14 protein-coding genes are annotated in these 12,556 nt (G+C 65.4%); 6 read left to right on the forward strand and 8 right to left on the reverse strand.

Annotated elements, in window-relative coordinates; genetic code table 11:
* From ADBZ9O_RS15820 to ADBZ9O_RS15840, 5 genes are all read right to left on the reverse strand, one after another.
* The gene (locus tag ADBZ9O_RS15820; protein WP_526523417.1) at positions 1 to 690 is read right to left on the reverse strand and encodes a TetR/AcrR family transcriptional regulator; all 690 of its coding nucleotides are present in this window, start codon (positions 688 to 690) and stop codon (positions 1 to 3) included.
* Positions 687 to 1,406, reverse strand: coding sequence for an SDR family NAD(P)-dependent oxidoreductase (locus ADBZ9O_RS15825; RefSeq protein ID WP_526523419.1), 720 nt, complete (start codon positions 1,404 to 1,406; stop codon positions 687 to 689). Before ADBZ9O_RS15825 ends, ADBZ9O_RS15820 begins: the two co-directional genes overlap by 4 nt.
* Positions 1,403 to 2,113, reverse strand: a complete 711-nt coding sequence (locus ADBZ9O_RS15830) for an SDR family NAD(P)-dependent oxidoreductase (RefSeq protein ID WP_526523421.1) — start codon at positions 2,111 to 2,113, stop codon at positions 1,403 to 1,405. Before ADBZ9O_RS15830 ends, ADBZ9O_RS15825 begins: the two co-directional genes overlap by 4 nt.
* Positions 2,113 to 2,919, reverse strand: a complete 807-nt coding sequence (locus ADBZ9O_RS15835) for a creatininase (protein ID WP_526523423.1) — start codon at positions 2,917 to 2,919, stop codon at positions 2,113 to 2,115. The genes ADBZ9O_RS15830 and ADBZ9O_RS15835 overlap by 1 nt, the downstream gene beginning before the upstream one ends.
* A 182-nt stretch (positions 2,920 to 3,101) precedes the next feature.
* Entirely contained in the window at positions 3,102 to 4,073 is a 972-nt protein-coding gene (locus ADBZ9O_RS15840) for a D-2-hydroxyacid dehydrogenase (RefSeq protein WP_526523425.1), read from the reverse strand.
* Between the two features lie 120 nt (positions 4,074 to 4,193).
* Here ADBZ9O_RS15840 and ADBZ9O_RS15845 point away from each other — a divergent pair, with 120 nt between their 5' ends.
* Positions 4,194 to 4,691 (forward strand): hypothetical protein, encoded by a 498-nt coding sequence (locus tag ADBZ9O_RS15845; RefSeq protein WP_526523427.1) that lies wholly within the window; start codon positions 4,194 to 4,196, stop codon positions 4,689 to 4,691.
* 41 nt (positions 4,692 to 4,732) lie between these two features.
* Entirely contained in the window at positions 4,733 to 5,512 is a 780-nt protein-coding gene (locus tag ADBZ9O_RS15850; RefSeq protein WP_526523429.1) for an SDR family NAD(P)-dependent oxidoreductase, read from the forward strand.
* Here ADBZ9O_RS15850 and ADBZ9O_RS15855 read toward each other — a convergent pair.
* The 3 genes from ADBZ9O_RS15855 to ADBZ9O_RS15865 are packed head-to-tail and all read right to left on the reverse strand — an operon-like array spanning position 5,509 to position 8,981.
* Positions 5,509 to 6,660, reverse strand: coding sequence for a hypothetical protein (locus ADBZ9O_RS15855; RefSeq protein ID WP_526523431.1), 1,152 nt, complete (start codon positions 6,658 to 6,660; stop codon positions 5,509 to 5,511). The genes ADBZ9O_RS15850 and ADBZ9O_RS15855 overlap by 4 nt on opposite strands.
* A 5-nt stretch (positions 6,661 to 6,665) precedes the next feature.
* Positions 6,666 to 7,814: a hypothetical protein gene (locus tag ADBZ9O_RS15860; RefSeq protein WP_526523432.1), complete on the reverse strand. Its 1,149-nt coding sequence runs from the start codon at positions 7,812 to 7,814 to the stop codon at positions 6,666 to 6,668.
* A 9-nt stretch (positions 7,815 to 7,823) separates the two neighbouring features.
* Positions 7,824 to 8,981, reverse strand: coding sequence for a hypothetical protein (locus ADBZ9O_RS15865; protein WP_526523434.1), 1,158 nt, complete (start codon positions 8,979 to 8,981; stop codon positions 7,824 to 7,826).
* A gap of 134 nt (positions 8,982 to 9,115) precedes the next feature.
* Here ADBZ9O_RS15865 and dop point away from each other — a divergent pair, with 134 nt between their 5' ends.
* The 4 genes from dop to prcA all read left to right on the forward strand — a co-directional run bounded on the left by dop (position 9,116) and on the right by prcA (position 12,555).
* On the forward strand, positions 9,116 to 10,612 hold the full coding sequence (gene dop / locus ADBZ9O_RS15870) for a depupylase/deamidase Dop (protein WP_526523436.1): 1,497 nt from the start codon (positions 9,116 to 9,118) through the stop codon (positions 10,610 to 10,612).
* A 103-nt stretch (positions 10,613 to 10,715) separates the two neighbouring features.
* Positions 10,716 to 10,907: a ubiquitin-like protein Pup gene (locus ADBZ9O_RS15875; RefSeq protein WP_526523438.1), complete on the forward strand. Its 192-nt coding sequence runs from the start codon at positions 10,716 to 10,718 to the stop codon at positions 10,905 to 10,907.
* On the forward strand, positions 10,904 to 11,767 hold the full coding sequence (prcB, locus tag ADBZ9O_RS15880; RefSeq protein ID WP_526523439.1) for a proteasome subunit beta: 864 nt from the start codon (positions 10,904 to 10,906) through the stop codon (positions 11,765 to 11,767). Before ADBZ9O_RS15875 ends, prcB begins: the two co-directional genes overlap by 4 nt.
* A complete protein-coding gene (gene prcA, locus ADBZ9O_RS15885) occupies positions 11,764 to 12,555 on the forward strand; it encodes a proteasome subunit alpha (RefSeq protein WP_526523441.1) in 792 nt (263 codons plus the stop codon). Before prcB ends, prcA begins: the two co-directional genes overlap by 4 nt.
* The last annotated feature ends 1 nt before the right edge of the window (position 12,556 follow it).

Raw genomic sequence — 12,556 nt, forward strand, 5'->3', positions numbered from 1 at the left:
TCAGTCGGTGGGGTAATCGTTGCTGGCCAGCGCGGCCGCAGTCAGCGCTGGCATGGTGGTTGGGTCGCGCAGTAGACCCCGCACGAGCATGGTGGCGAGTTCGTCCGCGAGGTGATCGCTGGAAAAGCTCTGATGACGAAATGGGCTGGTGCTACCTGGGGCGTGGGCGGCCGAATTGCGGTACCGCCGCTGCACGCCCTGCTCGGCCGCGCAGATGTTGAGCGCGGCGAATTCTGCGTCGCACTCGACGAATTCGCCGCAGGCGATGCCATCGGTGATCAGCGTGCCGAGGTGCTGATGCAACGCTGCGGTGTCGGACCAGAATTCGCGGAACACGTCGGGCTGTTGGTCGGCGAGCAACTCGACCTCGCAGATGTCCACCGGGGCCTCGCAGAGCTCCCGGATGTCCAGCCGTAGCAGCCGCAGCAGCCGGACTGCGGGCGAGCCACCCTGGGCGACAAGCTCTTCGGCGAATTCCAGCGAGACCCGGTTGACCGCCAGCAGGCCGAGCAGGATGTCTTCTTTTTGTCGGAACCAGTAATACAGTGACGACTGGCCCAGGCCACACGCGCGGGCGATTTCGGTCATGGTCGTGTTGAGGTAGCCGTGTTCGCTGAACAGCCGTGCGGCCACCACCAGGATGTGATCGCGTCGGGCCGAGTCGCTATCGGCGCCGCGTGGGTGTCTCACGACATCAGCATCCCGCCATTGATCTGCACGCACTCGCCGGTGAATGATTTTGCCCCGGCCAGGAATACGACCAGATCTGCCACCTCGTCGGGGCGGACCAGTCGCCCCGTTGGCATGCCCGCCACGTAATACCGGTGCAGCTCGCTCAATTCGATGCCGTGAAACTCCGCGTCGCGGTTGAGCTGCTCGGTCTCGGTGGGCCCCGGTGCGATCGCGTTCACCCGGATCGCCGGGGCAAGTTCGCGAGCCAGTGACCGGGTCATACCCAGCAGTCCGGCCTTGCTCGCCGCGTAGGCGCTGAAGCCGGGTTCACCCCGCAGCGCCGACACGCTACACATGTTGATCACCTGGCCCCCACGTTCTCTCAGTGCCGGCGCCGCCGCCTGGGTCAACCACAGCGGGGCGGTCAGATTCACGTCGATATCGCGCCACCACAACGGCATTGTCTCAACGGTCGGTTCGACGACCGTCATGGTAGCCGCGTTGTTGACCAACAGGTCCAGCCGACCGCGCCGCGCCAGCGCGAGGTCGATCACGCCCTGGCAGGATTCGCGGGTGCGCAGGTCGGCCGGGATGGTCAGGTCGGCATCGGCACTTTCCGGCACGCCGGGCAGATCAGTGGCGGCGACGGTCCAGCCGGCCGCCGCCAGTGCGCTGACGATCGCGGTCCCGATCCCACCGGCCGCCCCTGTCACCAATGCCACGGGCGCGGTCACTGGATCACCACCCCTCCGTTGGGCGAAATGACCTGGCCGGTTAGCCATGTCCACTCCGCGACATCGACGATGGCGCGGGCGAGTTCATCGGGCGTGCCGAACCGGTCGAGGGGGATGCTGTGCCGGTACTCATCGCCCCGCCACCGCGGCCCGAGCATCTGGGTGTCCGTGGGGCCCGGGCAGATGATGTTCACCCGGACCTGATCGGGCCCGTATTCGCGGGCCACCGAGCGGACCAGGCCGATCATCGCCGATTTCGCCGTCACGTATTGCACGTGATTTTCGTCGCCGAGCAGGGCCAGCTCCGATGAGATGCCCACGATGGAGCCGCGGCGGCGCGCCCGCATCCGCGGCCCGACCGTTGCGATCACGTTCACACAACCGCCCAGGATGACTCCGAGACTGCTGTGCCACAGCTCGGGGGTGAGGTCCTCCAGGGGCACATCAACGTCGAAACCTGCACAGGCAACTGCGATTTCGATGTCGCCAAGGTCGGACTCGACGGCGGATACCAGCGCTTCGACCGCTGCCACGTCCGAAACGTCGGCTTCGTAGGCGATGCCGCCGATATCGTTGGCGACCTGGTTGGCTTCGGCTTCGCGATCCAGGTGGTCGACGGCGACGCGGTATCCGCGGGCGGCCAGGGCGTAGGCGGTGGCGCGGCCGATGCCGCTGGCTCCTCCGGTCACCAGGGCAGCGCCGGGCATCAGTGTTGCCCTTCTTTGGCCGGGAACTCGATGTCCAGGATCGAGATGATGTGTTGGACAATCCGATCCGCCAACAGTTCGCCTTTGGCTACGGTGGCCTGTGTGGCTGAGGCCAGCACCCCTGACGCGGTCGACATGGTGGGGTCGATGGGCAGTACATCCCACGGTACGTTGCGCGCAGGAGCGTCATCGACGATTCGGTCCATCCGCACGGTGGCGGGGCGAAGGTGCTCGAACAGGGAGGTCTCCATGACCGAGGCGTGTTCGAGTGCCAGGCCGGGAAAGCCGTCGGGGAAGATCACGTCCAGGTCGGCCTGCTCGAAGTCGGGCATGGCATTCTCCACGACCACGATCTTGACCTCGGGAAAGCGTCCCGACACCAGGTAGGCGGGTTCGTAGACGAAATTGGCGTTCTCGAAGTGCCAGCTGTACAACATGATTCGGCGAAAGCCGGTGCGGATCAGCTCTTCGAGCAGATCTTCGAGCATGGCGATAAACGTCGTCGCGCGAAGTGACAGGGTGCCGGGGAACTGTTGGCCGCCCCCGCTGGCGGGCCGCGAGCGGTACCCGAGTCGAACCGGGGGACCGATGATGAACGGTCGCGTGGCCGCGGCCAGTCGGAGCAGTGCCTGCGGCACCACCCAGTCGGCATTGACCGGCAAGTGCGGCCCGTGTTGTTCGGTGGAGCCGACGGCGATGACCACCGGGGTGTCGGCGGCGGCGGCGGCGGCGATCTCGGGCCAGGTCATCCACTCGTACTCCAGGGTTCCGGCGCCCACCACCGGGGTCATCGGGTCGTCACTCACGTCGCCTCCACACTCTCGGTCCGATGCGATGAGCCAAATCGATAATGTATCGATTTGGCTCACTGTTCTGCCATTGATAGCACGCATCGGGCGTGAGCGCGTTTTCGATACAGCATCGACTCTGGCTCTTATTGCATTGGAAACACGAGCTGGGGCCGCTGCCTGATCGCGGTGGGGTGAGCTCAGCTCCGCACGTACCCGACGGCCGGGTCGACGACGTTGTGCAACGGCTCGCCGCGCTGCCACCGCCGTAGGTTGTCGGTGAAAACGGCCATCATGACGTTCTCGAACCCGGTGTAGTCACCGGACATGTGCGGTGACACCAGCACATTCGGCATCGACCACAGCGGCGAGTCCACCGGTAGCGGTTCGGTGTCGAAAACGTCCAGGGCGGCGCCGGCGATGGTGCCGGCGTTGATGGCGTCGATGAGGTCGGATTCGACCACCGTCGGCCCGCGTCCGACGTTGACGACGAACCCGCGCGGCCCGAGCGCAGAAAGTACCTGCGCTCCGACGAGCGCGGTGGTCGCCGCTGTCAGCGGTACCGCGAGGATCAGCAGGTCAACCTCTTCGGCCACCGCGACCAGGTCGTCAGAAGAGCGGACCACCCCGAACGTCTCATCGTCGGCCGGAGCGCGCCCGACCAAGGTGACCTGCACGTCCAGGCGATCGAGAAGGTCAGCGATCGTCCTGCCGATCGAGCCGGTACCGACCACTGCAGCCCGCATTCCGGCCAGTCGTCCGGTCATCCGGTGCTGCCAGATTTTCTGCCGTTGCAGTGCCAACGTCTCGGCCAGTCCCTTGAGATGGGCGAGCACCGCGGTGAGCACCCATTCGGCGATCGACACGTCGAATACGCCACGGGAGTTGGTCAACGTGACCGCGGCCAGTTCTGGACAGATCAATCGATTGACCCCGACGGATGCGGCATGCACCCAGCGCACCTCGTCGGTCCGCCGCAGCAGCGGTGCCAGCTCAGCGAAGCGGTGGTCCCAGATGTAGAGGACCGAGGCGCCGCGCAGCTGATCGTCGGTGGGGGTCGAGTCGATCGCCACCACCTCGACGTCGCCGGTGATCAGATGCAGTGGTGGGGGCGGCATATCCGGATCGGGATCGGTCAGGACGAGGACGCGGGGCAGCGGTGGCACGGCCATTCCATTTCTTCGGGTAGCGGTATACGCCAGATTCGATACTATATCGAAAGCATGCTTGGGGTAGCACCTCGAAAGGCAATGATGTCACTTCCCGTCGAATTTATCGGTGCCTGGCGCCGCGTGGGTCTGGTGATCGACGGCGTGCGGCGCGTTGATTATTGCGATGTGCTGTGGCTGCAGTCGCCCGACTGGTTCGTAGACATCCGCACTCATCTCCAGCCCGGTGTTGGACCCTCCGCTGACGACCCGCACTCGGCCTTTGCCGCCGAGTTTGCCTTCGCCGGGACGACGGAGTTCATCGATCCGCGGCTGCGCTGGAATCACATGCTTGATTCACGTGAGGCCGCCCCGCCCGATGAGAACCCGGTGGCATGGCAGGACGATCTGCTCATCGAGACCGGGGCGTTCGAGTGGCAGGGCCGGCTCGTCCCATTCATCGAGGAATGGGGACATCTGGGCAGCAGCGAGGTCAGTGGCGTCGGCCGGGACGATTACGTGCGGGTGGAGGCGGCCGGTCTGGCGATTGAGGCCAGTGTGGACACCGGTGGCTTCCGCGCCGTGAAGCATCGCCACCGCGACGGCGCCTGGGTCGAGACGGCGCGGCTTTGCCCAACTTAGTGGTGATGTGATCGGCTCAAATGTGAAGGGAAGAACCGTAAATGCCTACAACGCTGCCTAGCGCATTCGATCTGACGGGTCAGGTGGCGCTGGTCACCGGATCGAGCAGTGACATCGGTATCGGATTCGCCTCGGCCAGGTTGCTTGGCCAGCTGGGCGCGTCGGTGATGGTCACGGGGACCACCGACCGGGCGGCGCAGCGCGCGGACGAGTTGCGCAACGACGGTATCGATGCCCGTTCGCACACCGCGGACCTGATGGATCCGCAGGCAGCCCGCGGGTTGGTCGAGGCCACCGAGGCTGCCTTCGGCAAGGTCGACATCGTCGTCAACAACGCCGGGTTGGCGTCGGTGAACATCCCGGAACGGCCCAATCCGCTGGCCGATATCACAGATGACGAATGGTCACTGGCGCTGCGGCGCAATATCGATAGTGCGCTGTTTGTCACCCGAGCCGCGCTGCCGGGTATGGTCGCGCGGGGCTACGGCCGCATCGTCAACGTGGGCTCCACAGCGGGAGCCGTTACGGCATACCACGGTGACGTCGGCTACCACTCCGCCAAGGCCGCGATGCTGGGCATGACTCGGTCGGTTGCGCTCGACTACGCCGCACAGGGTGTGACGGCGAACATCGTGTTGCCGGGCTGGATTGCCACCGCGGCTCAGCTGCCGTCCGAGGTGGCCCAAGGCAACGCCACTCCGGTGGGCCGGTCGGCCACCGCAGCCGAGGTAGCCGCAGGCGTCGCCTTCCTCGCCACCCCGGGTGCCTCCTACGTCACCGGCACCACTCTGTTGATCGACGGCGCAAATTCGATCGGTTAGCCGGCTTTCTCCAGCTCCAGGTAGGCGTCCCGGCCAGCCAGGCTGACCGCGACGTCGGCGATCAGGGGTTCGAAGAAACGTTCCCGGTAGATCGGGTCGACGCTGGTGCTCACCGTGAAATACAAACCGGAGAGCACCGCGACGAACAGCGACATGTGCACCACGGTCTGCGGAATCGGTACGTGAACTCCGAACCAGGTTCCAGCGCAAGGTGGTTGGCCGACTTGGCAGCTCTGTTCGGCCGACCACAACACGGTCACGTCGTCGGGCACCGCGACGATTCCCAGCGCCAGGAAGAACGCGAACAGCCCGGCGGTGAAGAACACCACCTGGATGGCTTGGGCCACCACCATCACGGCGACGACGTTCACCTGCTCACCGCGCGTGAGTGGGGTGCGGGCCGGTGCGTGCTCGACGAGGTCGGCCAGCGGGGTCCCGGCCAACAACGCTACGGGATCTGTTGTGCCGGCCCGGTCTTCGCGCAACGCCCGCACCTCGTCTCGAATCGTGGTGACCATGAACAGGATTGCCACCAGGGCAAGAAATCCGATTGTCTGCCAGAGGCGTTGGCGGGTCATCCGAGCCGACAACTGCCACAGTTCGCCGGTGAAATAGACCACCACCGTGATCATCAACAGTGGAAGGGCCCGGCTCATCAGCGTGCCCAGTGCGCCCACTTGTACCCAGGCGAACCGAAACGCCCACGACGCGATCGAGCCGAAACCGAGATACGTCAGCCAGATCGCCGCCACCGAGATGAGCAGGAAGGCGGGCGCCTCGGCGGCGGCCGCACCCGAGAGACCATTGACCGTCACCGGCATCACGATGACGAAGATCGCCATCACCAGGTACGCAGCGGACCGCCTCGCGGCCTCGCCGAGTTTGGTACCGGTTCGGTGGAGCAGATACAGGGCGTACGGGGCTGACAGCAGGACCGCGGCGATGATGCCCAGTCGTATTGCGTAGCCGTAATCTGGCTGTTCGCTGGTGATTTCGGCGAGCAGCATGGTGCAGGCGGTCAGTGCGCCGACACTGCTGATCATCGGTGCCGACCGGGCGATCAGCGCCCGGGACCGCACCCGTCGCGTCAGCACCAAGGGCAGTCCGCGATGCAGAAACCAGTCGTGTACCTGACGAATATCGGACACCTATCTCACCGCGTCGGAAGTGTTCGATAACGGTTGCGGGCGGTCAGGGTCAGTCGCAGTTCGTCGATGAGCGGGTCGAGGAATTTGGCGCGGTAATCGCCATCGCTGACAGCTTTTGCGCTGACATACATGAAGGTGAGGCTGCCCAGGAACATGGTGGTCTGCATCAGTGACTGCGGCACCGGCAGTGTCATCCCCAGTAGCTCGCCGTCGCTGGAGCCGCCGCGGGTCCATTCGCTGAGCAGCCGGGGATTGAGCAGGATCAGACCGAGCACGAAGAAGACCCCCGCGGACACCAGTGCCACCGTGGTGACCTGCACGATCTGCGATACCGTCAGCACGAAGATCACGTTCCAGCGTTCAGCCCGTGACAGTGGATCACCGCCGGGGGGGTCGGCGATATCGGCGAACGGCGTGGCGGCCAGCCTCCCGTCGTCGCCGTCGACGTGTTGTCCGGCCGCGGCCAACATCGGCCGCACCGTTTCTGCGGTGCTGGTGGTGATGAACGCGATGGCGATCAGGGCCAGGAAGCCCAGTGCCAGCATCAGCCGGCCGCGGCCGACGTATTCCGCCATCAACCAGACGTAGGTATTGAAGAACACCAGCACCGTCAGCAGCACCACCGGCAGCGACCGGACGAACAGCGTGCCGGCCAGCGACAGGTCGTCGAGGGTCACCTTGGCGGCCCAGCTCGCGATCGACCCCACCCCGGACGCGGTGAGCACCAAGATGATGACCACGACGGCGAGCGCGATGACCGCATTCATCGCCACGTGGGTGGTCGGGCCACCGAAGACGACCCCGATCGCGATGACGACCAGCGAGACCGTGGCGGCGATCGTGCGGTTACGAAGTGTCCGGATTCGGGCGACCAGCCAGCCGCCGAGCGCAGCCATCGGAATGACGAGCACGAGCAGCGCCAGGACGAACCATTCCGTTCTGGTCGGCTGGCCGTTGATGTCGATGGTGTGCTTATCGGTGATCAGGACAATCACGACCGACCACAACATGAACACCGCCACCCCCGCCAAGGCAGGTGCTGATCGCGGCCAGAGGCGGCGGACCAAGGCGCCGGGACGCAGCACCGCGGGCAGACCGTTGTCGAGGAACCACGATTCGGCCGCGCGCCGCGCCAGCACGTCACCGGACGTCATGGCGGCAGACTAGCGCCCAATGTGGGCGCGGTAGCGGTTCCTGGCCACGAGAGTGAACCTCAGATCGTCGATCAGCGGGTCCAGGAAGCTCTTGCGGTACTCACCGTCACCTACCGCTCTGGCACTGATGTACATGAACGTCAAGGCGCCGAGGAACATCGTCACGTGGATCAGCGGCTGCGGCACGGGCAGTTCCATGCCGAGCACGGTGCCCTGGGTGGGGCCGTTGTGGGTCCAGTCGGCCAGCACCTCGGGACTCAGCGCCAACAGTCCCATCGTGAAGAAAATCGCACAGGTCACGAACGCAACGGTGAGGATCTGTGCGATTTGCGATGCAGCGACGACGAAGACGACGTTGAGTCGTTCGAGTCGGCTCAGGGGGACGGCGGTTTCCGGGTCCGGCATGGTCTCGAAGGGTGTCCCGACCATTCGCGCGATGTCCTTGTTGCGCACCGTCTTCTTGGCCAGCATCGGGCGCACTCGTTCGATGATGCCGGTCAGCAGGAACGCACACGCGATGAGGACCATGAAGTCGACGACCAACCACATCCGGTCCCGGCTGATCTTCGTCGCCATCGCCCAGACATAGGTGTTGAAGAACACCAGCACGGTCAGCAGCACCACCGGCAACGCCCTGGCGAACAGTGCACCGGCCGAGGCCAGATGAGATCCGGTCAGGCGAAGCGCCCAGCCCAGTACCGAGCCGATGCCCAGGCCGACCAACAGCGCCACGATCACGATCGCTGCCGCCGTCGCCATCAGGAAGGACAGGTCGTCACCGAAGGCCCCCTGGAGAAAACCGCTGACGATCGCGACCCCGACGGCGACAAATGCTGCCGACCGGCGACCCGCGGCGGTATTGATCCGCGCCACCAGCACCCCGTTCACGACAGTGGCGGGCACGATCGCCGCGATGAGTACCAGAGCCACGATGTCCCAGCCGCTCGGCGAGCCGTCGATGGTGATGGTGTCGGAGTCGCCGTCCTCGCCGGGCAGGAGGTTGATCACCGTCATCACCGCCATGAATGTGGCGTAGGCGGCCAGCGCCGGTGAGGACCGCGCCCACAACCGGCGCCACCGCGCCCGACGGGTCAGCACGGCCGGCAATCCGCGTTTGAGAAACCAGCTTTCGGCCGCGACGCGCTGCGCTGCATCGGGGGAGCTCATCGCGGTCACTGTATCGGCAGATGGCTGCTCAATACGGGGCGGAACACTCCTCATCACTGCCCTCGCGCCGAAACCGGGAGGGCAATCTGGGGTCAGGCAGCGGCTCCGTCCCTACCTCCCTCTACGCTGGCCTCATGCAACGGATTATCGGAACCGAGGTCGAGTACGGCATTTCCTCGCCGTCCGATCCGACCGCGAATCCGATTCTCACCTCGACGCAGGCGGTGCTGGCCTACGCGGCCGCCGCAGGCATCCAGCGGGCCAAGCGAACCCGCTGGGATTACGAAGTGGAATCACCCCTGCGCGATGCCCGCGGGTTCGACCTCAGCCGGTCGGCGGGCCCGCCTCCGATTGTCGACGCCGACGAGGTCGGTGCCGCCAACATGATCCTGACCAACGGTGCCCGGTTGTATGTCGACCACGCGCATCCGGAGTACTCCGCGCCCGAGGTGACCGATCCGATCGATGCGGTCATCTGGGATAAGGCCGGCGAGCGGGTGATGGAAGCCGCGGCGCGCCACGTGGCGTCGGTTCCGGGTGCGGCACGACTGCAGCTCTACAAGAACAACGTCGACGGCAAGGGTGCGTCCTACGGCACGCACGAGAACTATCTGATGAGCCGTTCGACACCGTTCTCGGCGGTTATCGCCGGCTTCACCCCGTATCTGGTGTCCCGTCAGGTGGTCACCGGTTCTGGCCGGGTGGGGATCGGACCCTCCGGTGACGAGCCCGGTTTCCAACTGTCCCAGCGGGCCGACTACATCGAGGTCGAGGTGGGGCTGGAGACCACGCTCAAACGCGGCATCATCAACACCCGCGACGAACCCCATGCCGATGCCGATAAGTACCGGCGGCTGCATGTCATCATCGGTGACGCAAACCTGGCCGAGACGTCGACCTATCTGAAGGTGGGCACCGCATCGCTGGTGCTCGACCTGATCGAAGAGGGTGTCGACCTGACCGACCTGGCGCTGGCCCGGCCGGTGCACGCCGTGCATGTGGTCAGCCGGGACCCGTCGCTGCGTGCCACCGTCGCGCTGGCCGACGGCCGCGAACTGACGGCGCTTGCGCTGCAACGGATCTACCTGGACCGGGTGGCGAAGTTGGTGGACAGCCGCGACCCCGATCCGGCCGCCACCAGAGTCGTCGAAACGTGGGCGCACGTCCTTGACCTTCTTGAGCGCGACCCGATGGAATGCGCTGACATCCTGGACTGGCCCGCCAAGCTGCGACTGCTCGACGGGTTCCGGCACCGGGAGAACCTGACCTGGTCGGCCCCCCGCCTGCATCTGGTGGACCTGCAGTACTCCGACGTTCGGCTGGACAAGGGTCTCTACAACCGGCTGGTTGCGCGCGGTTCGATGAAGCGGCTTGTCACCGAGCAGCAGGTCATCGATGCCGTCGACAACCCGCCCACGGACACCCGCGCGTACTTCCGCGGCGAGTGCCTGCGCCGGTTCGGCGCCGATATCGCGGCCGCAAGCTGGGATTCGGTGATCTTCGATCTCGGTGGCGATTCCTTGGTTCGAATCCCGACGCTGGAGCCGCTGCGCGGTAGTAAGGCCCACGTCGGTGCGCTGCTGGACTCCGTGAACAGCGCCGCAGAGCTGGTCGAACAGCTCACGAACTAGGGGCTATGCCCGGCAATTCGGGCGCTGACCGGTACTGTGGTGGAACCGGCGGAACAGCTTTTCGAGCAACACTTAACCGCCGATGACAACGCAGGAGGCAGCGATGGCTCAGGAGCAGACCAAGAGTGGCGGTGGCAGCGGTGATGATGACGTCACCGGCACCACCGCAGCGGGCCAGGAGCGTCGCGAAAAGCTGACCGAGGAAACCGACGATCTGCTCGACGAGATCGACGACGTCCTCGAAGAAAACGCCGAGGACTTTGTGCGCGCGTACGTGCAAAAGGGCGGACAGTGACCTGGCCGTTCAGCGATCGTCTGGCCAGCTCACCACTCTCTGATCTGTCGTCGTTCTCAGATCTGCTGCGGCGCCAAGCTCCCCATCTGCTGCCGACGGGTGCTGTGCCCGTCAGCGGTTCGGGTGCTGACCTGCCCCATGGCACCACCATCGTGGCGTTGAAATACCCCGGTGGTGTGCTGATAGCCGGTGACCGGCGATCGACGCAGGGTCATATGATCGCCGGCCGCGATGTGCAGAAGGTTTACATCACCGACGACTACACGGCGACCGGTATTGCCGGAACCGCGGCGATTGCCGTCGAATTCGCCCGGCTCTATGCCGTCGAGCTGGAGCATTACGAAAAGCTTGAGGGCGTCGCCCTGACGTTTGCGGGCAAGGTGAACCGGCTGGCGATCATGGTGCGCGGCAATCTCGGTGCGGCCCTGCAGGGTTTCGTAGCGCTACCGCTGCTGGTCGGTTACGACACTCACGACCCGGACGCTTCGGGTGCGGGCCGGATCGTGTCGTTCGACGCGGCCGGTGGCTGGAATATCGAGGCTGAGGGCTACCAGTCGGTGGGCTCAGGCTCGATCTTCGCCAAGTCGTCGATCAAGAAGCTGTACTCGCGGGTGACCGATGCCGAGTCCGCGCTGCGGGTCGCCATCGAAGCGCTCTACGACGCCGCCGACGACGATTCCGCCACCGGCGGACCGGATCTGGTGCGCGGTATCTACCCGACCGCGGTCACCATCGGCGCAGAAGGCGCTGATGACGTCCCCGGTGAGCGGATCGCCGAGCTGGCCCGCGAGGTCATCGCCGCCCGCTCGCAGACAGATGTGACCGCCGCCGATAACCAAGCGCCTCGGGGTGACGCATGAGTTTCCCGTATTTCATCTCGCCCGAACAGGCGATGCGTGAGCGTAGTGAGCTCGCGCGCAAGGGAATTAGCCGCGGCCGCAGCGTGATCGCGCTCGCGTACGCCGGCGGTGTGCTGTTTGTGGCGGAGAACCCGTCGCGGTCACTGCAGAAGGTCAGCGAACTCTACGACCGGGTGGGATTCGCCGCGGTTGGGCGTTTCAACGAGTTCGACAACCTGCGCCGTGGCGGTATCCAGTACGCCGACACCAAGGGTTACGCCTATGACCGCCGCGATGTGTCGGGCCGGCAGCTGGCCAATGTGTACGCCCAGACACTCGGCACCATTTTCACCGAGCAGGCCAAACCGTACGAGGTTGAGCTGTGTGTGGCCGAGGTCGCGCACTACGGGGAGACCAAACCCCCGGAGCTCTACCGGATCACCTACGACGGATCCATCGCCGACGAGCCGCATTTCGTCGTGATGGGTGGTACCACCGAGCCGATCATCACCGCGCTCAAGGACACCTACACCGAGAACGCGGACCTCGCCGCTGCGGTGAAGATCGCCGTCGACGCGCTGCGAGTCGGTATCGCCAGTAGCAGTTCGGCCAGTGGTTCGGGAGCTGGGTCCACCTCGAGTTCGAGCACTGCTGAACCACGCACGCTGGATGTGTCCACACTGGAAGTCGCCATCCTCGACGCCAACCGACCGCGCCGGGCGTTCCGCCGGCTCACCGGTGCGGCACTGGAACCGCTACTGCCGCAAGCGAATGAGGTCAACGAAGAGTCGGCGACTCCGGCGGAGTAGG

It is taken from the genome of Mycobacterium sp., assembly GCF_965229105.1.
Lineage (GTDB): Bacteria > Actinomycetota > Actinomycetes > Mycobacteriales > Mycobacteriaceae > Mycobacterium.

Excerpts from the sequence above, each read along its gene's own strand:
- ADBZ9O_RS15875 (WP_526523438.1), top strand. The coding sequence starts at position 10,716 with ATGGCTCAGGAGCAGACCAAGAGTGGCGGTGGCAGCGGTGATGATGAC.
- ADBZ9O_RS15840 (WP_526523425.1), bottom strand. The coding sequence starts at position 4,073 with ATGGCCGTGCCACCGCTGCCCCGCGTCCTCGTCCTGACCGATCCCGAT.
- ADBZ9O_RS15860 (WP_526523432.1), bottom strand. The coding sequence starts at position 7,814 with ATGACGTCCGGTGACGTGCTGGCGCGGCGCGCGGCCGAATCGTGGTTC.
- dop (WP_526523436.1), top strand. The coding sequence starts at position 9,116 with ATGCAACGGATTATCGGAACCGAGGTCGAGTACGGCATTTCCTCGCCG.
- prcA (WP_526523441.1), top strand. The coding sequence starts at position 11,764 with ATGAGTTTCCCGTATTTCATCTCGCCCGAACAGGCGATGCGTGAGCGT.
- ADBZ9O_RS15830 (WP_526523421.1), bottom strand. The coding sequence starts at position 2,113 with ATGCCCGGCGCTGCCCTGGTGACCGGAGGAGCCAGCGGCATCGGCCGC.
- ADBZ9O_RS15865 (WP_526523434.1), bottom strand. The coding sequence starts at position 8,981 with ATGAGCTCCCCCGATGCAGCGCAGCGCGTCGCGGCCGAAAGCTGGTTT.
- ADBZ9O_RS15850 (WP_526523429.1), top strand. The coding sequence starts at position 4,733 with ATGCCTACAACGCTGCCTAGCGCATTCGATCTGACGGGTCAGGTGGCG.